The organism is Bradyrhizobium guangdongense, assembly GCF_006483445.1.
GTDB classification, from domain to species: domain Bacteria; phylum Pseudomonadota; class Alphaproteobacteria; order Rhizobiales; family Xanthobacteraceae; genus Bradyrhizobium; species Bradyrhizobium guangdongense_A.
Genome location: NZ_PPPT01000103.1, coordinates 24095 through 43333, shown reverse-complemented (window position 1 = coordinate 43333; position 19239 = coordinate 24095). Strand labels below are relative to the sequence as shown.

24 protein-coding genes are annotated in these 19239 nt (G+C 63.8%); 9 read left to right on the top strand and 15 right to left on the bottom strand.

Going from position 1 to position 19239, the window contains the following annotated elements; translation table 11 throughout:
* From C2U70_RS15250 to C2U70_RS33020, 3 genes are all read left to right on the top strand, one after another.
* Positions 1-318, top strand: a 318-nt coding sequence (locus tag C2U70_RS15250) for a dienelactone hydrolase family protein (protein ID WP_186294277.1), incomplete at its 5' end; no start/stop codon positions are given.
* Positions 319-409: 91 nt separating this feature from the next.
* A complete protein-coding gene (locus C2U70_RS15245) occupies positions 410-658 on the top strand; it encodes a hypothetical protein (RefSeq protein WP_140979161.1) in 249 nt (82 codons plus the stop codon).
* A gap of 85 nt (positions 659-743) precedes the next feature.
* Entirely contained in the window at positions 744-884 is a 141-nt protein-coding gene (locus tag C2U70_RS33020) for a hypothetical protein (RefSeq protein ID WP_186294276.1), read from the top strand.
* A 7-nt stretch (positions 885-891) separates the two neighbouring features.
* On the opposite strand, the gene C2U70_RS15240 is transcribed toward C2U70_RS33020, so the two are convergent.
* The 3 genes from C2U70_RS15240 to C2U70_RS15230 are packed head-to-tail and all read right to left on the bottom strand — an operon-like array spanning position 892 to position 4211.
* Complete coding sequence (locus C2U70_RS15240) at positions 892-1767, bottom strand: MBL fold metallo-hydrolase (RefSeq protein ID WP_140979159.1); 876 nt, start codon at positions 1765-1767, stop codon at positions 892-894.
* Between the two features lie 18 nt (positions 1768-1785).
* The gene (locus C2U70_RS15235; protein WP_140979157.1) at positions 1786-2715 is read right to left on the bottom strand and encodes a CobW family GTP-binding protein; all 930 of its coding nucleotides are present in this window, start codon (positions 2713-2715) and stop codon (positions 1786-1788) included.
* A gap of 5 nt (positions 2716-2720) precedes the next feature.
* Positions 2721-4211: an amidohydrolase family protein gene (locus tag C2U70_RS15230; protein WP_140979155.1), complete on the bottom strand. Its 1491-nt coding sequence runs from the start codon at positions 4209-4211 to the stop codon at positions 2721-2723.
* Between the two features lie 185 nt (positions 4212-4396).
* Between C2U70_RS15230 and C2U70_RS15225 the strand changes: the two genes are divergently transcribed.
* On the top strand, positions 4397-4666 hold the full coding sequence (locus C2U70_RS15225; RefSeq protein ID WP_140979153.1) for a DUF3551 domain-containing protein: 270 nt from the start codon (positions 4397-4399) through the stop codon (positions 4664-4666).
* A gap of 110 nt (positions 4667-4776) precedes the next feature.
* Here C2U70_RS15225 and C2U70_RS15220 read toward each other — a convergent pair whose 3' ends face one another.
* Complete coding sequence (locus tag C2U70_RS15220; RefSeq protein ID WP_140979151.1) at positions 4777-6399, bottom strand: ABC-F family ATP-binding cassette domain-containing protein; 1623 nt, start codon at positions 6397-6399, stop codon at positions 4777-4779.
* A gap of 140 nt (positions 6400-6539) precedes the next feature.
* Positions 6540-6953, bottom strand: a complete 414-nt coding sequence (locus C2U70_RS15215; RefSeq protein ID WP_140979149.1) for a bleomycin resistance protein — start codon at positions 6951-6953, stop codon at positions 6540-6542.
* A gap of 251 nt (positions 6954-7204) precedes the next feature.
* Here C2U70_RS15215 and C2U70_RS15210 point away from each other — a divergent pair, with 251 nt between their 5' ends.
* Positions 7205-7654, top strand: a complete 450-nt coding sequence (locus tag C2U70_RS15210; RefSeq protein ID WP_140979175.1) for a c-type cytochrome — start codon at positions 7205-7207, stop codon at positions 7652-7654.
* A 304-nt stretch (positions 7655-7958) separates the two neighbouring features.
* On the opposite strand, the gene C2U70_RS15205 is transcribed toward C2U70_RS15210, so the two are convergent.
* The gene (locus tag C2U70_RS15205) at positions 7959-8882 is read right to left on the bottom strand and encodes a transcriptional regulator GcvA (protein ID WP_140979147.1); all 924 of its coding nucleotides are present in this window, start codon (positions 8880-8882) and stop codon (positions 7959-7961) included.
* A gap of 117 nt (positions 8883-8999) precedes the next feature.
* Between C2U70_RS15205 and C2U70_RS33330 the strand changes: the two genes are divergently transcribed.
* From C2U70_RS33330 to plsY, 3 genes are all read left to right on the top strand, one after another.
* Positions 9000-9248 (top strand): DUF1127 domain-containing protein, encoded by a 249-nt coding sequence (locus C2U70_RS33330; protein ID WP_210243909.1) that lies wholly within the window; start codon positions 9000-9002, stop codon positions 9246-9248.
* A 25-nt stretch (positions 9249-9273) separates the two neighbouring features.
* Positions 9274-9963 (top strand): glutathione S-transferase family protein, encoded by a 690-nt coding sequence (locus tag C2U70_RS15195; RefSeq protein ID WP_140979145.1) that lies wholly within the window; start codon positions 9274-9276, stop codon positions 9961-9963.
* A 99-nt stretch (positions 9964-10062) separates the two neighbouring features.
* On the top strand, positions 10063-10749 hold the full coding sequence (gene plsY, locus C2U70_RS15190; protein WP_140979143.1) for a glycerol-3-phosphate 1-O-acyltransferase PlsY: 687 nt from the start codon (positions 10063-10065) through the stop codon (positions 10747-10749).
* 353 nt (positions 10750-11102) lie between these two features.
* Here plsY and C2U70_RS15185 read toward each other — a convergent pair whose 3' ends face one another.
* The 3 genes from C2U70_RS15185 to C2U70_RS15175 all read right to left on the bottom strand — a co-directional run bounded on the left by C2U70_RS15185 (position 11103) and on the right by C2U70_RS15175 (position 12975).
* Complete coding sequence (locus C2U70_RS15185) at positions 11103-11978, bottom strand: alpha/beta fold hydrolase (protein WP_140979140.1); 876 nt, start codon at positions 11976-11978, stop codon at positions 11103-11105.
* A gap of 101 nt (positions 11979-12079) precedes the next feature.
* On the bottom strand, positions 12080-12535 hold the full coding sequence (locus C2U70_RS15180; protein ID WP_140979137.1) for a carboxymuconolactone decarboxylase family protein: 456 nt from the start codon (positions 12533-12535) through the stop codon (positions 12080-12082).
* Between the two features lie 23 nt (positions 12536-12558).
* Positions 12559-12975, bottom strand: a complete 417-nt coding sequence (locus C2U70_RS15175) for a cupin domain-containing protein (RefSeq protein WP_140979134.1) — start codon at positions 12973-12975, stop codon at positions 12559-12561.
* An 86-nt stretch (positions 12976-13061) separates the two neighbouring features.
* Here C2U70_RS15175 and C2U70_RS15170 point away from each other — a divergent pair, with 86 nt between their 5' ends.
* Positions 13062-14468 (top strand): PLP-dependent aminotransferase family protein, encoded by a 1407-nt coding sequence (locus C2U70_RS15170; protein ID WP_140979131.1) that lies wholly within the window; start codon positions 13062-13064, stop codon positions 14466-14468.
* 50 nt (positions 14469-14518) lie between these two features.
* Here C2U70_RS15170 and C2U70_RS15165 read toward each other — a convergent pair whose 3' ends face one another.
* The 6 genes from C2U70_RS15165 to C2U70_RS15140 form a co-directional block, all read right to left on the bottom strand.
* A complete protein-coding gene (locus tag C2U70_RS15165) occupies positions 14519-14761 on the bottom strand; it encodes a hypothetical protein (protein WP_140979128.1) in 243 nt (80 codons plus the stop codon).
* A gap of 36 nt (positions 14762-14797) precedes the next feature.
* A complete protein-coding gene (locus C2U70_RS15160; protein ID WP_140979125.1) occupies positions 14798-16345 on the bottom strand; it encodes a winged helix-turn-helix domain-containing tetratricopeptide repeat protein in 1548 nt (515 codons plus the stop codon).
* Between the two features lie 130 nt (positions 16346-16475).
* Positions 16476-17180, bottom strand: a complete 705-nt coding sequence (locus C2U70_RS15155; RefSeq protein ID WP_140979123.1) for a GrlR family regulatory protein — start codon at positions 17178-17180, stop codon at positions 16476-16478.
* Positions 17181-17613: 433 nt separating this feature from the next.
* Entirely contained in the window at positions 17614-17763 is a 150-nt protein-coding gene (locus C2U70_RS15150; protein ID WP_007609497.1) for a hypothetical protein, read from the bottom strand.
* A gap of 59 nt (positions 17764-17822) precedes the next feature.
* Positions 17823-18293: a hypothetical protein gene (locus C2U70_RS15145; RefSeq protein WP_140979121.1), complete on the bottom strand. Its 471-nt coding sequence runs from the start codon at positions 18291-18293 to the stop codon at positions 17823-17825.
* 97 nt (positions 18294-18390) lie between these two features.
* Positions 18391-19212: a tetratricopeptide repeat protein gene (locus C2U70_RS15140; RefSeq protein WP_140979171.1), complete on the bottom strand. Its 822-nt coding sequence runs from the start codon at positions 19210-19212 to the stop codon at positions 18391-18393.
* Positions 19213-19239 lie beyond the last annotated feature (27 nt).

Below are 19239 nucleotides of genomic sequence, written 5' to 3'. Positions count from 1 at the left end.
GCCGCGGGCTTTCGCGGCGCGCTGGTAATCTATCCCGGTTGCGGCGTGAAGGCGCTGCTTCAGCAGACCATCGTCACGACCACGCCCATCGCGATCTTCCACGGCAGCAGTGACGAGGAGGTGTCGGCGGTGAAATGCCAGGACGTCGCCGGGCGCTCGCGGGCGGCCGGCACGCCGATCGACCTCACGCTCTATCCCGGCGCGACCCATGATTTCGATGATCCCGGCGCGCGGCGGCAGGCCGTCTCCGCCAACCAGGCAGCATTCGCCGACGTGCGGCCCAAGGCGCTTGCGACCGTCGAGCGCTGGAAGAAGTGAATATGAACGGCGCATTCATCCGATCCTGCTTGATTGCGCCACGATTCGGCGTTCCAATTCGCAACGCCAATTCTGGTTTAGGGAGACACCCATGATGAAGCGGATTTTCCTGGCTGCGGTCCTCGCCACCTTCGCGGCCGGCTCGGCATTCGCGGACGACACCTGCGAAAGCAAGGCAGTCGGCAAGGACGGCAAGACGCTGGCGGGCGCGGCAAAGACCTCGTTCCTGAAGAAGTGCAAGGAAGACGCCTGCACGCCGAAGGCCGTCGGCTCCGACGGCAAGCCGCTCGCCGGCGCTGCCAAGAACAGTTTTATGAAGAAGTGCGAGACCAGCGCGTAAGCACTGCGCGGATATTGCAACAACCGATAAGCCCGCCCCTGGCGGGCTTATCCTTGCCGGCTCATCGCGCCGACGAGGTGATGACATGAAGCCAACCGAACGTGACCGCCGGCCGATCCATCATTCGCCGATCTTCTGGATCGGCATTGCCCTGTGCCTTGCAGCCATCGCGATCTATCTCTGGTCCGACGATCTCTCATGGCGACCGATGCCCGCCAAGCGATGAACGCGCCCTAACCCCGCTTGAAGCGATAGTCGAAGGCGGCGCCCAGCGGCTTGATCAAGCCCACCGTCGGCGCGGGAAAATGCACCGGGAGGATCAGCGTGTCGGTGTCGGCGACGGAAGCGAAGAATTTTCGCCGCGACACCGCCGACTGCTTTGGATCCCAGTCCGGCTTTGCCGACCAGTCCGGCTCGCGGCACTGGATCTGGTGATGCATGAGATCGCCGGCGACCACCGCGCGTTGGCCTTTTGAGAAGATGTTGACGCAGCAATGGCAGGGCGAATGGCCCGGCGTCGGCGTCAGTGTGACGGTGTCGTCGAGCGCGTAGTCGTCGTCGACCAGCAGCGCCTGGCCGGCCTCGACGATCGGCAGGCAGTTGTCACGAAACACCGTGCCGGGCGGGTTGTTGCCCTTGGCGTGCTCGGCTTCCCAGGCGGCATATTCGCCCTTGTGAAAAATGTATTTCGCGTTCGGGAACGTCGGGACCCAGCGGCCGTCGCGCAAGCTCGTATTCCAGCCGGTGTGATCGATGTGCAGGTGGGTGCAGAAGACGTAGTCGATCTGCTCGAAGCTGACGCCGAGCGCGAACAGCTCCTTGCGCCAGCGCTCCTTGCCGGGAAAGTCGAACGGCGGCGGATGGCCCTTGTCTTCGCCGGTGCAGGTATCGACCAGGATGGTGTAGCGCGGCGTTCGCACCACAAAAGTCTGGTAGGTGATCACCATCATGCCGCGCGCGGCATCGAAAACTTCCGGCTCCATCGTCGGCAAATGACGTTTGAAGACTTCATCATCATAGGCCGGGAAAAAATCCTGCGGCCGGCGCCATGGCCCCTCCCGCTCGATCACGGCATCAATGGTGATATCGCCGATCCTGATCTGCTTCATCGTCGTTTCGCTCCCGTCTCACGGTGCACCTTGTTCGATGCATCCTTGCATGATCCCGTCGACCTCCTCGCGCGTGAGCGCGCCGAGCTCCGCGATGAAGACGATCCGCGTTCGCGGCACCCCGTCGGCTCGCGTCCCACCGGCGGCGAGCGTCGCCCGCCCGCCGGCGAGCTGAAACACCATTGCGCGGCCCGGCTGCTCGACCGCCTCGAAAATCCCCTTGGCCCGCGCGAGTTTTGGCGCGAGCCGGCCGATCGCCGCCTGCAGCCGCGACAGCGACAGCGGCCTGTCCGACGTCCAGCTCAACGTCTCGAACCGCTCCACAGCCGGCCGGCGCGGCCCCGGCTCGCGCAGCACGCGATCGATTTCGGGCGCAAACAGCAGCGCCGCGGGCACCTCGCCATTGACGGCATCGATCACCACCGCCGACGGGCGCAGCGCGCGGACCGCATCGCGTATCAGCGCGGCGCCGGCCGCATCAACCAGATCGACCTTGCTCAGCGCAATGATATCGGCGGCGCGCACCTGGGAGCGCAGCAGCGCATCATCCAGCCTGGCGACCGGCATCGACGCATCGACCACGCACAGCACCGTCTCCAGCGGCGCTTCGCGAAAGATCACGGGATCCATCAGATTGCGCACGATGTCGGCGGGATCGGCGACGCCGCTGGTCTCGATCACGATGACATCAGGCCGCGGATCACGCTGCAACAGCGTCGCGAGCGTGCGCAAGAGATCGCCCTCCAGGGTGCAGCAGATGCAGCCATTGGCGAGGCTCACCACGCCGTCGGCGGTGTCAGCGATCAGCTCGGCATCGATATTGACGGCGCCGAAATCGTTGACCACGGCGGCGATCCGCCGTCCCTCGGCATGCTGCAGCAGATGGTTCACGACCGTGGTCTTGCCCGCCCCGAGGAAGCCCGCAACGAGCAGAACCGGGACGGCCACGCGCTTCAGGCCTCGGCGAAAGGCCGGCGCACCGGCTTGCCTGGGCGCGCGGCGAGATCCAGCACGCCGTCGGATATCAGCGGATGGCCGCTGACCACGAGATGGCGCACGCCTTCCGACGGCCGGTTCATCGCCGAGAACTCGGCACGGTCCGTCAGCGTGTTGTAGTCGAACACCACGATGTCGGCGTCGGCACCGGTCGCGAGCCGTCCCTTGGCACGCATCGCGGGCGTCGAGTGCTCGAGGATTTGCGCCGGGATCAGCGTGCATTTGCGGATGCCTTCGAGCAGCGAGATCTTTCGCCGCTCGCGCACCCATTCGCGGATGAAGCGCGTGAAGCAGCCGGCCGAGCGCGGATGGGACGTCGCATCCTTCGGCAGCGGCCACGCGTCTCCGGTATAGGGTTTTCCGTCCGATAGCGTCCACGGCATTGCGTCGGAGGCGATCGCGCCGCCGGGATACAGCACCGCCATATCGAGGAGATCGCGATGATGCGCGTTGTTCTCGATGTCGAGCACGTGCCACAGCACCAGCGTGGAGGGTTCGGCCGCCTGCGCCGCCAGCAGCTCCTCACGGTCGCGAAAGCGCCGTCCGTCGGTGACACGCTGCACGCTGTCATAGCCCGTGCCGTTGCGCTCCTCGAATTTGGGGTCGCTGAAGAACGCCGCGGCGAGCACGGTCGAACCGGTGCCGTAAGGATAGGACTCCACCGTGATCGGAAGCCCCTGCGCCTGTGCCTTCGCCACCAGCGCGATGCAGCGCTCGATGTCGGTCTTGCTCGACGAGTTGAAGTGGCAGATATGCATATGCGCGCCGGTGGCGCCGGCATAGCCGATCAGGCGGATATAGGCCTCCGCCGCGCTCTCGGGATCGATGCGCGACATGAAGGCGACGTGGGTGAAGGTCGGCACGTCGTGGCTGGCCGCGAGCTGGCACACCGCGGTCAGCTCCTGCACGCCGGCGCCCGGCGCATAGGCGTTGAGGATGCCGATCCCGATGCCGCCCTCGTTCAACCCGCCGGCGAGACGGTCGAGGATGCCGGCGACTTCGGTCTCGCTGGCCACGTTCTCGATCCAGCGCCGGTCGCGCATGGCATTGCCAAAAGCTTCCAGCGAGCTCTCGGAGTTGGAGCCGGTCATCGCACCGATGCGCGCAAAGGCCCAGTTGACCGCCGAGCCGTAGTTGAGCGCGCGTCCCCGGCTCGCCTGCTTGCGATACCAGGTGGCGACCGGCAGCACGCCGGCTTCGAGATCGAGCGTCGTCGTCACGCCGTCAAAGGCCTGCATGCGGTCGGCGGGCAGCGACTGGCCATGCGCGTGCAGATCGATGAAGCCGGGCGTCACCACCAGCCCGGTCGCGTCGATGGTCCGCTCGGCGCCGCCGAGGGCCGTGCCGACGGCCGCGATCTTGCCGTCCATCACGGCGACATCGCCGACGGCATCCATTCCGCTGGCCGGATCAACCACCCGGCCACCCGCGATCACCATGCCGCCCATCCAAACACTCCCGCATTCCCAAAAGCCGGGCGAGGGTAACGGCGCGCGTCAACGCGTCAAGGCGCGGCTCCGCATGGCATCTCAAACGCCGGCGCATCGGCGGACCTCTCGTCACCGTGACAATCGAACGCCTTGCGCAGGCCAACGACGTCCCCACCTACCCCACGGGTTAGAACGAGGTCGCGATGCGCACGCTTGGTTTGATTCTTATAGCGATCACCACAACGCTGGCCGCCGCCCCGGCCACGGCCCAGCGCTATGATCCGCGATATCCGGTTTGCCTGCAGAAATGGGGAGAGGCCGGCGCCACCGGCATAGACTGCAGCTATACATCCCTGGAACAATGCAAGGCGACGGCGTCGGGACTCTCTGCGTCGTGCTTCGCCAACCCCTATTCGCCGCCGCCGCATCAGACACCGCCGGGGCCCGTTAGCAGGCAACGTACTCGACCGTAGCCCGGATGAAGCGCAGCGCAATCCGGGGCAGGACTAACCACATCGCCAGACTGCCGACGTGGCACGAGCCCGGATTTCGCTTTCGCTCCATCCGGGCTACGGATCGCCGGCTACGACCGCAACCCCGGCGCTTCCTGCCCGGTGCGCGCGACGTATTCGGTGTAGCCGCCGCCATATTGGTGGATGCCATCAGGCGTCAGCTCGAGCACGCGGTTGGACAGCGTCGCCAGAAAATGCCGGTCGTGCGAGACGAACAGCATGGTGCCCTCGAAATCCGACAGCGCCGTGATCAGCATCTCCTTGGTGGCGAGGTCGAGATGGTTGGTCGGCTCGTCCAGCACCAGAAAGTTCGGCGGGTCGAACAGCATCTTGGCCATCACGAGGCGTGCCTTCTCGCCGCCCGAGAGCACGCGGCAGCGCTTTTCGACATCGTCGCCGGAGAAGCCGAAGCAGCCGGCGAGCGCGCGCAAAGAACCCTGCCCGGCGGTCGGGAATGCGTATTCGAGCGATTCGAACACCGTCTGCTCGCCGTCGAGCAGGTCCATCGCGTGCTGAGCAAAGTAGCCCATCTTGACGCTGCCCCCCAACGCCACCGTGCCCTCGTCCGGCTCGCTGGCGCCCGCGACGAGTTTTAGCAGCGTCGACTTGCCGGCGCCGTTGACGCCCATCACGCACCAGCGCTCGCGCCGGCGGATCATGAAATCGAGCCCGTCATAGATCCGCTTGGTCCCATAACCCTTGAAGACGTTCTTCAGCGCCACGACGTCCTCGCCGGAGCGCGGCGCCGGCGGAAAATCGAACGCAACGGTCTGGCGTCTCCGCGGCGGCTCGACCCGCTCGATCTTGTCGAGCTTTTTCACCCGGCTCTGCACCTGAGCCGCATGCGAAGCGCGCGCCTTGAAACGCTCGATGAACTTGATCTCCTTGGCGAGCATGGCCTGCTGGCGCTCGAACTGCGCCTGCTGCTGCTTCTCGTTCTGCGCGCGCTGCTGCTCGTAGAACTCGTAATCGCCGGTATAGGTCGTGAGCGAGCCGGAATCGATTTCGATCACTTTTGAGATTACGCGGTTGATGAACTCGCGATCATGCGAGGTCATCAGCAGCGTGCCTTCGTAATCGTGCAAAAACTTTTCCAGCCAGATCAGGCTTTCGAGATCGAGATGGTTGCTCGGCTCGTCGAGCAGCATCACGTCGGGCCGCATCAAGAGGATACGCGCCAGCGCCACGCGCATCTTCCAGCCGCCGGAGAGCGCGCCGACGTCGCCCTCCATCATCTCCTGGCTGAAGCCGAGGCCGTTGAGCGCCTCGCGCGCGCGGCCGTCGAGCGCATAGCCGTCGAGCTCCTCGAAGCGGTGCTGCACCTCGCCATAGCGCGTGATGATCTCGTCCATCTCGTCGGCTTTTTCGGGGTCGGCCATCGCGGCCTCGAGCTCGCGCAGCTCGGCCGCGACCTCGCTGACCGGGCCCGCGCCGTTCATGACCTCGGCAACCGCGCTGTGGCCAGACATCTCGCCGACGTCCTGGCTGAAATAGCCGATGGTGATGCCGCGATCGGTCGAGACCTGGCCCTCATCGGGCAGCTCTTCGCCCGCGATCATCCGGAACAGCGTGGTCTTGCCGGCGCCGTTGGGGCCGACCAGCCCGATCTTCTCGCCCTTGTTGAGGGCCGCGGAGGCTTCAATGAATAGGATCTGGTGGCCAGCCTGCTTGCTGACGTTATCAAGGCGGATCATGAGGTCTTTTCGGGGGAATTTTTAAGTTGCCGCCTCTTAATCCATATGGGCGGCAAGGGGAAGCCCGGCAAGATCCTGGGTTCGCGCCCGGGTCAGGCGTCCCTGGCGCACGGATGCGCCCGGGAAGCAGCAGCCTGCGATCACCTGCTGCCGAGATCCTCCGCAAAGCGCAGCAGGTAACCATCGGGGTCCTGCACCAGAAACTGCCTGTTGCCCCGCTCCTCGCCCGCAATCCTGTACCAGGCCACGTGACATTCCCTGAACAGCGGCCAATTCGCCCGCCCGAGGACTTCGAGCAGCGGGTCCACGGAATTGACGAACATCTGAAAATTGATCCCGCGCCCCAGCGGGCGTTCGAGGGGCCCCGTCTCCCAATTGCCGTTGCGCTGGCACAGCATGACCTGGGCGCCCCTTAGCTCCAGATACACAAAGCGGCTTTCGGGCCGCTGATAGGCGATCTGGAAACCCAGGATCCCGCACCAGAATGCAACACTGTGCTCCAGGTCGAACACGTCGAGCTCGGGGACCAGCCGCGCGAAGCCGCCGGTCGGCAATCGATTTCCCGGTGTTTCCATGCCCCGCCCGCTCTCTATCCCGCGCTGTCTTGCGCAGCGATCTCCTTACCATCGCCGCCGCGCGGTGACGAACGCGCCTCAAGCCCGGGAGGCCGGCGCGGCGGCTGACCGACCAGTGACCCCATCCTCTTGATCTCAATCAACACCGGGGGATCGCGATCGTGATCCCAATGGCCCGGCAAGACCGAGACCGTTCGCATGATCCCAAAACCTGCCGCCGGGGAATTGAAATGATCGCAGATGTCCTGAAGCGGTTGATGATTGCCGCTCTCGCTGCCGGGTTTGCATCCGCGGTCCAGGCCGAGGACCTCGACATCGGCAAAGCGGAATTTCAGTCGTCCTGCGCGAGCTGTCACGGTGCGGATGGACGCGGCAAGGGACCGGTCAGCGGCCAGCTCAAGGTCCCGCCTTCCGATTTGACGGTTTTGGCGAAAACCAATGGCGGGGTTTTTCCCACCAACGCCGTCTTTGAAGTCATCCACGGCGCGAAAGCGGTTGCCGCTCACGGCACGCGCGACATGCCGATCTGGGGGGAGCGCTTCAACCCCATCGTCGGCTTGCCCCACACTGTCGATCCCTCCTATTGGAAGCTGGCCGGACCGGACAAGGCCCCCGAAGTCGTGGTGCGCATGCGCATTCTCGCCGTCGTCGATTATCTCAGCCGCATTCAGCAGAAATAGCGAGTGTCCGGCTGCCATATTTTGCCGGTGCCCGGCTTTTCTCGAGTGCGAGTTTGATCTCGCTCAACATGGGCAGCAATCCCAGGCCTAAAAGAGGCAATGCGTAGTCCCCCCACTACGCAAGTGACCCCAAACCAAAGCCGCTAGCTTGCCCCAAGTTAGCGGCTTCCTTTTTGGAGCCGACATGAGCACCGATGTCGTCTTTGCAGCCGTCGTCGTCACTCTTGGCGCCATGACCGTCACCTTGTCGGCGATGGTGATCTTCTTGTACTAAAGCCGGCGCGGCCGGCACCCGACGACTTCGTCAGGTTTTCCGCCCGCCCTTCTTCTGGAGCTGCCGCAGGTCGCGTGCGGCCTCAGCCAGCAGCCAGTCGCGAAAGGTGACGATCTTGGGCAGGTTCGCCGTCGCCTTCGGACACACGATCCAGTAGGTCTTCTTCAGCGGCAGCGACAGCGCGAACGGCCGCACGAGGCGGCCGTTGAGGAGATCCCACGCCGCAAGCGTGGTCCGCGCCAGCGCAATCCCCTGCCCGTTGATCGCCGCATCGATCACCATGCTGGCGCGGTTGAGCACCGGCCCATGCGTGACCGCCTCACCATCGAACCCGGCCTCCTGCAGCCAGCTGGTCCATTCCGCCCGGCTGTCCATGTGGATCAGCGGAAACTTCAGAAGATCTGCGGGCCTCGCGAGGCGCTTGCGGCTGGACAGCAGCTTTGGGCTACAGACGGCAAAGAGCTGCTCCGGGCTCAGCCGCACCGCATCCAGCCCCGGCCAGTTGCCGTCGCCATGACGCACGGCGAGGTCGACGTCCTCGCGGGCGAAGTCGACATGATGCAGCGTCGCGGAGACCCGCAGGTCGATCCCGGTATGCGCCTCGACGAAATGGCCGAGCCGGTGCACCAGCCATTTGGCGGCGAAGTCCGGCGAGGTCGACACCGTCAGCACGCCGGAGTTCTGCCGCTGCAACAGCCGGTCGGTCCCGATCGCGATCCGATCCAGCGCATCGCGCACGACGGCGAGATATTCGCGGCCGGCCTCGGTGATGATCAGGCGCTGCCGCTCGCGGTTGAACAGTTTTAACGCAAGCTCGGCCTCGAGCGCCTTGACCTGGTGGCTGACCGCGCCTTGCGTGACGCAGAGCTCCTCCGCGGCGCGCGTAAAACTTTCGTGCCGCGCGGCGGCTTCAAAGGCCTTCAGGGCGTTGAGCGGCGGCAGGCGCGGGCGCATCTGACGACTTCATGAGAAAAACTAGGGCAGGCAAGAGAAACGATGCTTTGCGGGACGGCGGCCCGCGGCACTATTGAACAGCTCCAGCAGCCATTTTCAAGCCATTTGGAGCCTTCGATGTCCATCCTGTTAACTGACGCTTTTTCGATCCCGCCACCCCAGTCTGCCGACCCGACCGTCCGGAGTCATCAATCCGGCTCAGGACCGTCAGCCGCCGTTCGCCGGCCGGCATGGTGGAACTGGCTCGACCGGCCGTTTCAACGCATGGCGCTGCGCGACATCGCTGACAACCCGCATCTGCTCAGGGACATCGGCCTGACGCGCGACGAGGCGCTCCGCGAAGCCGAAAAGCCGTTCTGGCGCTGAGACAAGATTCAAGAGGAGGAAATCGATGTCCGAGCCGATCGTCTACGGCTTTCCACGCAGCACGTTCGTCAACATCATCAGGTTGATCCTGACGCACAAGGGCGTCGCCTATCGCTTTCACGACCTCGAGCCCGTGATGGGCAAGCCGGAGCATCTGGCGCTGCATCCGTTCGACCGGGTGCCGATCCTCAAGCACGGCGACTTCACCGTCTACGAGACGAGCGCAATCGCAGCTTACGTCGACGAAGCCTTCGACGGCCCGCGCCTGACGCCCCAGGACATTCGTGTGCGCGCGCGCATGAACCAATGGATCGGCGCGGTCAATTCCTACTACTACCCCTACATGATCTACCACGTCACCCATGAGCGTCTGGTGTTTCCCGAGCTCGGCATCGCATCCGACGAAAAGGTCGTCGCGCATGCGCTCCCCAAGGTCGAGACCGCGCTTGGCGTTGTCGAGCGCGAGCTCGCTCACGGCAAGAACTATCTGCTGGGCGACCAGCTCTCGATCGCCGATTTCTATCTGCTGCCGAGCACCTTTGCGTTCAGCCTGACCGCGGAAGGACAGGCGATGTATCCAAAATTTCCCGCATTCTGCCGCTGGCGGGAGCGGATGGACAATCTGCCCGCGACGCAGAAGGTCCGCGCCGCCGTTCCGCGCATCCCGATCGAGCACGCACGGGAATGGGCCAGCTCGCACCGGCCGAAATACTGAGGGCGAAACTTCCTGCGGCGGGCAACGTCAGTTTCTGACCGGTAGCCGCCGAACGAAGTCAGCGATAAAAGACCAGATGCGAAACTGGTAACTGGATCGATGGCTTTCTGGATAACGGGCACAGTGGGACTGGTGATCGCCTATCTCCTGGGGTCAGTGCCCACCGGGTATCTGGCAGGAAAGTTGCTCAGGGGCATCGACATTCGAGAGCACGGCTCCAAATCGACGGGCGCCACGAATGTCCTGCGCACTCTCGGAAAATGGCCGGCGTTGGTCGTCCTCATCGCCGACGTGCTCAAAGGCGTCGCAGCCATCGCCGTTGCCCGCTCGCTCGAGCCCTGGCTCTATGCCGAACTCTCCCCGACACCGCCGACAGCATCTGATTTGCAAACCTGGGTGCCATGGGCCGTTTGCCTCGCCGGCATGGCCGCGCTGCTGGGGCATGGTCGCTCGATCTGGTTGAACTTTTCGGGCGGCAAATCCGCGGCGACCGGGCTCGGCGTGCTGCTGGCGATGTCATGGCCGGTGGGATTGGGCGCCGCGGTGGTTTTCGGCATCGTGCTGGCGATCGTGCGGATCGTGTCGCTCGGCTCGATCCTCGCAGCGTTGACGGCGATCGTTCTCGTCTGCGCTCTCGAGCACCCCTTGCCCTATCGGCTGCTGGTGATCGCAGGCGGTCTCTACGTCATCGTTCGTCATCGCGCCAACATTCAACGGCTTCTTGCGGGGACTGAGCCGCGGCTGGGTCAAGCGAGCCCGGACGCGAATGCGGCAGCGCAGGTCTAGCGCCCGGTGTGCGCCTACGAGCGCATCGCCATTGGCGCGAAGCTCAAGCCCGCCGCATCAACATCAGCGACCCGCCAGCCGCAGGCTGCCAGCAGCATGACGCCGGAGATCCCGGCATCGACGCCGTCGAGCGCGCTGAGATGGATCGCATAGAGCCCATTCGCGATGGGTGAACAGCGATGTAGAGAACCATCACAACGAACTGCTCGTCGACTTCCTTGGTTGTCACTTGAGCTAGGAAGCGTACCTATAAACCCGGCGGCCTCATGTGACCGGTGACTACGTCCGCTGCTACCGTAGCGACCAAGTTCGTGCGGCAGCCCGGCAAGGTGCAGCGATGGGTCATTGCGGACTCATCGGAATGCGGCCCGAACCTCTTCGACGGTCTGCTTCGGATCCTGGAGGTGAGGAAAGTGGCCAATACCGGGAAGAAGCGCGAGTTCGGCATGGACCCTTTCGGCGAATTCTGCGCCCATCTCCTTCTTGATGTAGAGGTCTTTCTCACCCCAAACCACCTTCACCGGCGTTTTAAGCCGGGCGAGTTGCGATTCGAAACGGTCTTGGTCCCGCGTAAAGTGCGAGTAATAGTGGCAGAAAGCGTCTACTGTCGTCATGGAGCCATGGCTCCATCCGCGGGACATGTCATCCCTGAATTCCTGCGCAACTTCGAATTGCGCTTCCCTGGGCAAGCCTCTTGTGAAGGTGTTTGCGAGGATCTCGTCGCGATTCCTGTTCATGTTGGCGCGTATCTGATCCATTGCAGGTCCTGCCTTCAGGCCTTGCAGGCTCTCATACATGAACTGGGGCCTGTCAAACGGGGCAAAGTCGCCAACGATAATAGTCCTTGCGATATCAGGTTTTTCCACCGCCAGCAGGAGTGCCGGCAGCGCTCCGATGTCGGTCGCGTAGATCGTGAGCCTCGAGGTGTCGATGCCTGCCTTCACGATGTACTGATCCAGAATATGCGCGTAGTCCTTCGGCGCATAGGAGAACCTGTCGACCGCTGGCCTCGATGAAAGACCGTAGCCCGGCCAGTCGAAAGCGTGGACGTCGTAGTCGTTGGCGAGAGCCGCGGCAATATCCTTCCAGGCGTACAGGGTTTCCGGAAACCCGTGCAGGAAGAGAACAATCCCCTTCCGTCCCGGATTACGCAAAACCATCCTTCTGAGCGCGATATCTTCGTTGATCTGGACGAAGTCGATCGTAATGTCGTTGATCCGGTGTGACATGATGTGTGTCCTTTCGTCCGGTTACCTCATCAGCGTGCAAGCAGAAGTGATCTGGAGGCTGAACGAAGCTCGGCGGAGAAGAGTTCCGACTCCTCCAAGGCTTACTGTCCGAGCGCAGCCTGCGGCGTGTTCCGAAAACTGATGGCCATGCGGTTGTAGGCGTTCATCAAGCCGATCGCGATCGTCAGGTCCACGAGTTCTCGCTCGTCGAACACGGCGCGAGCGGCCTGATAGGCTTCATCCGGCACGTTGGTCTCCGCGACGCGCGTCACCGTTTCGGCCCACGTAAGGGCGGCGCGCTCGCGCTCGTCGAAGAGGTTACCGGCTTCCCTCCACGCCTGTACCAGCGCCAGCTTTTCGATCTTCACTCCCTTCTTGAGCAGGTCGCGCGTGTGCGAGTCGAGACAGTACGCGCAGTTGTTGATCTGGGAAATTCGCAGGTAGACCAGGTCGACCAGTGCGGGTGGAAGGCTGCTCTGCATGATGTAACCGTAGACGCCGCCGAGCGCTTTCACGCCTGCCGGTGCAATCTGATTGTAGTCGAGACGCTTACTCATTTCTTGCTCCTTGATGACGAGTGTTATTTGACGGGGGTAGTCAGTTCTTTTTCGTCGGTATCGACGACGAACACGGCGAGCAGCCTCGCTGGCCTGGTCTTGCTGGCATTGCGGCTGATTGAATGGCGCGAGCCTGGCGTCTCGAAAAAACTTTCGCCGGCGCGGTAGACCCGCCTGTGTCCGTCATTCACCTGGGACTCGATTTGTCCCGACAGGACGTAACCGAAGATGAAAGCCGACTTGGCGTGGATGTGCGGAGGTGACGCCCCGCCCGGCGTATAGTCGACGATCAGGGCCTTCAGCGACTTGCCGGGAATGTTGGGTATCGTCTGTTGAAAGTGCGGCGTGACCGTTTCGCCGCCGCCATGGGCTGCGGCAGGTGTTGCAGCGGCGATAGCAATCGCAGCGAAAGCCGCGCTAAGGATGGATCGTATTTTCATGATGTTCTCCTTTCCCCGGATAGGTGCCCTCGCCCTGGTCCGAAAAAAGCACCAAGAACGCACAAAAATCGTGTACCAAGGGGGGCATGACCAAGCCGCTGCGGTTGGAGCTTGATCGATCTGCGAAGACGCCGCTGGGCGAGCAGATCCGCAATGGCATCAGCGCCGCCATCGAGAGCGGAGTGCTCGCTCCGGGAGCGCGTCTGCCGTCCTGGCAGGATCTGGCAGCCCAACTTGGCGTGGCTCGAGGCACGGTGCGTTCAGCCTACGAAAAACTGTCCGCAGCTCAACTCATCGTCGCTTCCCGCGCGACCGGAACGCATGTGGCGGACCGGCCTCCCATCACCATTCGACAGGACGAAGCACCCGATCCGGGCTCGTTCATGGAGATGTATCGGGAGCTCATTGCGGGGCCGGCGATCTTCCAGATGGGCGTGCCCGCGCATGATTCCTTCCCTGCCAAGCTCGTCGCTCGACTTCGTTCCTCCGCTATTCGCGTGGAAATGAGTGGGCCGGCCATATATCCGGACGCGCGTGGTGAGCTGGAACTACGGCGGGAGATCGCGGCGTATCTTGCCATCGCGCGCGGTATAGAATGTACGCCTTCCCAGATCATCATCACCGGCGGCTACTGCAGCGGCCTTGGACTGGCGCTCCGTGTGCTCGGCCTCGAGCGGGGAAAGGTCTGGATGGAGGATCCAGGTTACCCAATCACCCGGCATGGCCTCGAGCTCGCAGGATTGTCGCTCGCCCCGATCCCGGTTGATGCGAACGGCCTTGATGTCAGCCATGGCCTGAACCATGAGCCAGATGCGGCACTGGTTGTGGTAACTCCAGGGCAACAGGCGCCGCTCGGGTGCACGTTGTCACTGGAGAGGCGCTTGCACCTTCTCGACTGGGCCGCTCAAAAAGGGACGTGGGTGATCGAGGATGACTATCTGAGCGAGCTTCAACTGAAAGGTCGGGCCACACCGGCACTTGCCTCGCTCGATCGCGCCGGGCGCGTGATTCACATTGGATCTTTCAGCAAGACTCTGACCCCCACCTTGCGGCTGGGCTTTCTGGTCGCTCCCCCGTCGCTGACGTCGCGGTTCGCCGAGGTCGCGGCGTGTCTCGCGCCGGCGCCTGGGCCATCGGTGCAACTCGCGACTGCGAAATTCATGCGTGACGGCCACTATATGCGGCATCTTCGACGCACGAAGCGTGCCTATGCAGCGCAAGGCGACGCGCTGCTGAAGACCCTTCGGCCGCGCGCCAAGGACGTTACGATCGCCGGATTGGCGGTGCTACTGCAATTGCCGGACGCAACGCCAGACCTCTCCATCGCCAGGGAAATGCTGCCGTTTGGATTGGCGCCCGCTCCGCTGTCGCTCTGGTATGCGAGGGCAGCTTCGGCGCGGTCCGGTCTACTGCTAGGTATCGCGACAGCTCCCAACAAGCGTCTCGCGGCATCCTGCGACCGCCTGCTTGAGATCATCGATCGCCTTACGTGACGAACGCAAAGGGCGCTGGTAGAGCAAGGATTGTGATCTGAGAAGGTCCGCTACGGGTCATCTTCGACGGTTTCAGCGGAGATTGTCGGCTGGCTGACATCCGCTTGTTCCCCGTAAGCGTCCAACCGGCGCCACATCTGTCCGGCAATGGCTGGCCGCGCGATGAGGTCACGCCCTCGAAACGACGTCTGCTCGCGGACACGCTTCTCGCCCATCGCGTCATTTGCTGCGCCGATGCTATCAGAGCGAAACGGACATTGGCCGAATTTATGAATACGGCCCAGAATGCTCACCCTATGGATCCGCCAGTCTGCGCGAACGAACACAGCTCATTCGCTCAATCCCGCTTTCCGAAAACCCTCGATCATCAGGTCAGCGGTTTTCGATATCTGGCTCCGGGCGCTCCACGCCGAGATCGTGAAGGCGGGATCGAGCTCGAGCATACGAGCCGCCGCCTCACGGGCCTCGGCGTCGCGTCCGAGATGGGCGAAAGCGGATGCGAGGCATCGGTAGGGTCCTGGATAGCATGGGTTTAGACGCTGGGCTTTCTTCGCTGCAATGATGGCCTCGTCAAAGCGACGAAGCTCGAGAAGGGCAAATCCCATTCCGGTCAGCGCTGCGAATGTTTCCGGGTCCAGCGGGCTCATTCGCATGGCACGTTCAAGGCTCCGGATCGCTTCCTCTGGCTGCCCCGCAATCTTGAGGACCCAACCTCTGCAGTGCCACGCGCGATATGAATTCGGGTTGAGCTTCACGGCCCGGTCGGACATCTCGATCTCGGTTTCGCAATCGCCGACCAGGAGTGCCGAGATCAAGGCCGCACTTGCCAACGTGTCCGGATCGCCATCGTCGAGGCTGAGCGCCAGGCGCATGAGCCGAACGGCTTCCTCGCGTTCGAATTGAGGCTCGGTGGTATAGTTCCTGACCACGTTTTCCGCGTGGCAGGCACCTGCGAGAGCGGCGGCAGCAGCAAACCGGGGGTAGAGCTCCAGCGCGCGGTGGATCAGCCGGAGCCCCTGGGCCAACCCTTCGCGGGTCGATGGGCCGACCTGCTGCAGCGCCCGGAGAAAAAGATCATAGGCGGTGAGGTCTTCCGGTCGCCGCCGCGACGCCAGTGCAATTTCTGCTTGGACCAGCTTTGGCCGAATGGCCGAGACAACGGCGAGCGTGAACTCGTCCTGCAGCGCGAAAATGTCGGTCATGTCGCGCTCGAACCTGTCCGCCCAGATGTGCGTGCCTGTTGCCGCATTGATCAACCGGCCCGTGATGCGAACTCTCCCCGCCGCCTTGCGCACCTCCCCCTCGAGGACATAGCGCACGCCAAGCCGGCGCCCGACGTCCTTGATGTCGACCGCTTTGCCCTTGAAGGTGAAACTCGAATTGCGCGCGATCACGAACAGCCCCTTGAACCGCGAAAGCGCGGTCGTGATCTCATCAACCATCCCGTCTGCGAAGTACTCCTGCTCGGGATCGCCGGACATGTTCGCGAACGGCAGCACGGCGATGGAGGGCCTGTCAGGTATTGCAGGAGCGCGCTCGGGCGCATCGTCCGCACCCGCAACCTCTCGCTCCTCACGCACCTCGCCGACGAAACGAAACCCCTTTCGCGGCAACGTCCTGATCAGACGCTGCGCCTCGCCGGAATCGCCGATGGCGCTGCGGACGGCGTTCAGGCGCGTCGTCAGGGCCGCATCGGACACGACGCGTCCTTGCCAGATCGCGCCGATGAGATTGTCCTTGGTGACGACGCGATCCCGGTGACGGATCAGGTAATCGAGGAGATCGAACACCTGTGGGCTGACGGCAACCGCATCCGTTCCGCGATAGAGTTCGCGGCGGGCGGTGTCGAACGCGTACTCCTCGAAGAGATAGCGCATGTTGCAGCCCCTGATGCGACCGCCGATTGGCAGGCCGCCGACGCGAGCAGAAACCTTCAGGATAGGCTGCGGGTGCGGCGCACGTCCAGCGCTTGGTGCACGGTACGAAAGCGTGCCATTGGAACGACGTTCACGCCCGCCGCATCAGCTTCAGCGACGCCGCCAGCCGCAAACTGCGCTTGCCCGCGAGCGCGATGCCTTCGAGGTCGCCGCCCTCGTCGTTGCAGTGGCCGGAGAAACCGATCCCGACCTCGTAGCCGCCGAACACCGGGTTCTCGCCCTTTGCCGGCGTGTGTTCCTGGTTGAGGATTTCGCCCTTCCAGCGGCCGTTCTCCGACGCATAGGAGCCGAGATAGTAGAAGAACGCATCGCCGCCGAGGATGCGGCCGTCCATCAGCAGCATGACGCCGGACAGGCCGGCATCGACGCCGTCGAGTGCGTTGAGATGGATCGCATAGAGCCCGTTCACGATGCCGCCGGCTCCGACCGTGCCCCGTGGCGGCAGGGCATCGTCCTCGAGCCGCGTCAGATCGGCCCAGAACATCGCACCCGGCACCGGAGTGGCCTCGCCTTCGAAACGGATGCCGCGGCTGGTGGTCTTGCCACGCACGCTGATGGTGGCAACGTCGATGCCCATCAGCGGCTTGTAGTGGGGATCGTCATTGTGACGTTCGGTGATGACCTCGCCGACGATCTCGCCATCGCGCTCCTGATAGCTGCCGAGATGGGCAAAGGCGGAGTTGCCGCCCAGGAGCTTGCCGTTATGCATGCACATGATGCTGCGGCCGAACGCATCGTTGACGCCGTATTCGACCTTGTAGAGCCCGTTCAGCAACGAAACATTCCCGGAAAAACAACGCGAGTCGCGGCGCTACCTAGCACCGCCGCCGCACCGAATCTATCAGGCTTTTCCGCGCAGGCCCGTCAGTGAGCCCCAACCCTCGCGATGATGACGATATACACCTGATTTGCCCGACGGGTCAAGCGGTTTTTCGCAAAATACGAAATCGCTGGGCGAAAACGCGAAACGCGTTTGCGCAGAAATCATGCGCAGACGAGAGCCGAAGTGCGCGATGATGATCGATCCTGACCGCATCGCGCGCCCCGCGCTGTTTCGTGCCGATGGACCCGGCAAGAGGCTGCAGAGTCCTGTTCTGACACGCCTTCCCCGCGCCGACCGGCATCGCTTCGCGTAGAAGCGTTCTACTGTGCATGGGGTTGTTTTCGACGTCATTTTTGTCGGCTCCCGCCGGAACGTCGATCACGCGTTAGTGACGCTTGAAATACTGCACCTCGCGCTCGTGCTTCTCGGCCGCCGCGCGGCTCTTGAAAGTGCCGAGGTTGCGCCGCTTGCCCGTCTTCGGGTTCACCTTGCGCGAATAGAGCCGGTATTCGCCGGATGCCAGCTTGCGGATCATCGCCACTCCCCTTGCCTGCAGCCCCTCAGATCAAGCGCGAGCGCGCATGGCAAGTTCCTTCACGGCTTGCCTTGCGGCTGGAACGCCTGGTTGCCGAACGGCTGCTGATCGGCAGGAACCCGCATCACGACAAAGCCCCGTCCCATCGACCGGTGGCAGCCATTGCAGCCTTCGGTGAGGTCGCCGAAGGCCTTTGCGAGCTTGCGGCCGTCCTTTGCCGCGATCGCGTCGGCAGCCGCCTGCAGCGGCGTCTCCAGCGTGGTGACGTTCGTGACGGGAATGCCCGAATACAGCAAGGCGGCCTCGACGAGGCCTGCCTTGAGCTGGCGCAGCTCGAAGGCCGCGAGCTCCCAGTTCTGCGCCCTGCCCGCGAGCCACAGCTTCTGGTGACGCGCCTGCGCCGCGCCCATGATGTCGCCGAGCCGGGGCACATAGTCGCCGGCGGTCGGCGATTTCAGATCCTGGGCCGTCGCAACGACCGTTGAGGCCGCAAGGCACGCCAGCAGCGCCGTTCCACGTCGAAGTTTCATCGCAAGCTCCATTGTTCTTCTTGCGACGTACTTTATCGCGACGTGGCTGCGCCGGGTCTTGCGCTCGATCAATGCTGTCGGGATTTGACTGTTGCGATCAGAAGCACAGCGTGGTGACGAGCTGGCCCTGCTTGTTCTTGATCGCATAGGGACAGCGGATCCGCTCCAGCGCCTTCTTGGCGTCTTCGTCGCCGAGCGCCGCGGCGCGTTCGTAATAAGCCTTTGCGGCATCCTTGTCCTTTGGACCGCCGCGGCCCTCCTGCGCGAAGGCGCCCATCCGCTCCAGTGCGCCGGGATGGTTTTGTGCGGCCGCCTTTTCGAACATCGCGCGCGCGGCGACATCGTCCTGCTGGCCGCCGCTGCCGTTCGACAGCATCAGGCCGAGCTGATACTGCGCCTCCGCATTGGTCTCGGCCGCCCGGCCGAGCAGTTCGCGCGAGCGCGCAGGATTGGCTGACGCGCCCGGGCTGCCGCCGCCGAGCGCGGCGAGATTGCTGACGCCACGGGGGTTGCCGGCTTCCGCCGCCTTCTCGAACAGCTTTCGCGCCTGCGCCTCGTCCTTTGCAACGCCGGCGCCCGTGCCGTAGAGCACACCAAGTTCGACCATCGCCGAGGTCGAGCCCTTGTCGGCAGCCTTGCGCCAGGCGGCCATGGCTTCGGGCATCTGCCGGTTGGCGGCATAGGCGCGGCCGAGCTGGAACATCGCGCGCCGCGAGCCGCCGGACGCTGTCTTGCAGAACTTGATCGCAGTGGGAATGTCGGCGGGCGCGACGTCGGCCACGCCGCGGACATCGGCCGGCTTGTCGGGATCGCTGGGATCGGCGGCCAGCCGGTCGCACAGCACGAGGTCGGCCGATTGCGCGTGGGCCTGAAAGGGCGACGCGAGAGCGATGAGGATGGCGAGCGCGATTTTTCGCATGGCGCGCAGGTTGCGTCCGGCGGTCGG

Excerpts from the sequence above, each read along its gene's own strand:
- C2U70_RS33020 (WP_186294276.1), top strand. The coding sequence starts at position 744 with ATGAAGCCAACCGAACGTGACCGCCGGCCGATCCATCATTCGCCGATC.
- C2U70_RS15225 (WP_140979153.1), top strand. The coding sequence starts at position 4,397 with ATGCGCACGCTTGGTTTGATTCTTATAGCGATCACCACAACGCTGGCC.
- C2U70_RS15160 (WP_140979125.1), bottom strand. The coding sequence starts at position 16,345 with ATGCGCTATCTCTTCGAGGAGTACGCGTTCGACACCGCCCGCCGCGAA.
- C2U70_RS15170 (WP_140979131.1), top strand. The coding sequence starts at position 13,062 with ATGACCAAGCCGCTGCGGTTGGAGCTTGATCGATCTGCGAAGACGCCG.
- C2U70_RS33330 (WP_210243909.1), top strand. The coding sequence starts at position 9,000 with ATGTCCATCCTGTTAACTGACGCTTTTTCGATCCCGCCACCCCAGTCT.
- C2U70_RS15185 (WP_140979140.1), bottom strand. The coding sequence starts at position 11,978 with ATGTCACACCGGATCAACGACATTACGATCGACTTCGTCCAGATCAAC.
- C2U70_RS15205 (WP_140979147.1), bottom strand. The coding sequence starts at position 8,882 with ATGCGCCCGCGCCTGCCGCCGCTCAACGCCCTGAAGGCCTTTGAAGCC.
- C2U70_RS15175 (WP_140979134.1), bottom strand. The coding sequence starts at position 12,975 with ATGAAAATACGATCCATCCTTAGCGCGGCTTTCGCTGCGATTGCTATC.
- C2U70_RS15180 (WP_140979137.1), bottom strand. The coding sequence starts at position 12,535 with ATGAGTAAGCGTCTCGACTACAATCAGATTGCACCGGCAGGCGTGAAA.
- C2U70_RS15150 (WP_007609497.1), bottom strand. The coding sequence starts at position 17,763 with ATGATCCGCAAGCTGGCATCCGGCGAATACCGGCTCTATTCGCGCAAG.
- C2U70_RS15195 (WP_140979145.1), top strand. The coding sequence starts at position 9,274 with ATGTCCGAGCCGATCGTCTACGGCTTTCCACGCAGCACGTTCGTCAAC.
- C2U70_RS15220 (WP_140979151.1), bottom strand. The coding sequence starts at position 6,399 with ATGATCCGCCTTGATAACGTCAGCAAGCAGGCTGGCCACCAGATCCTA.
- C2U70_RS15145 (WP_140979121.1), bottom strand. The coding sequence starts at position 18,293 with ATGAAACTTCGACGTGGAACGGCGCTGCTGGCGTGCCTTGCGGCCTCA.
- C2U70_RS15140 (WP_140979171.1), bottom strand. The coding sequence starts at position 19,212 with ATGCGAAAAATCGCGCTCGCCATCCTCATCGCTCTCGCGTCGCCCTTT.
- C2U70_RS15245 (WP_140979161.1), top strand. The coding sequence starts at position 410 with ATGATGAAGCGGATTTTCCTGGCTGCGGTCCTCGCCACCTTCGCGGCC.
- C2U70_RS15210 (WP_140979175.1), top strand. The coding sequence starts at position 7,205 with ATGATCGCAGATGTCCTGAAGCGGTTGATGATTGCCGCTCTCGCTGCC.
- C2U70_RS15230 (WP_140979155.1), bottom strand. The coding sequence starts at position 4,211 with ATGGGCGGCATGGTGATCGCGGGTGGCCGGGTGGTTGATCCGGCCAGC.
- C2U70_RS15240 (WP_140979159.1), bottom strand. The coding sequence starts at position 1,767 with ATGAAGCAGATCAGGATCGGCGATATCACCATTGATGCCGTGATCGAG.
- plsY (WP_140979143.1), top strand. The coding sequence starts at position 10,063 with ATGGCTTTCTGGATAACGGGCACAGTGGGACTGGTGATCGCCTATCTC.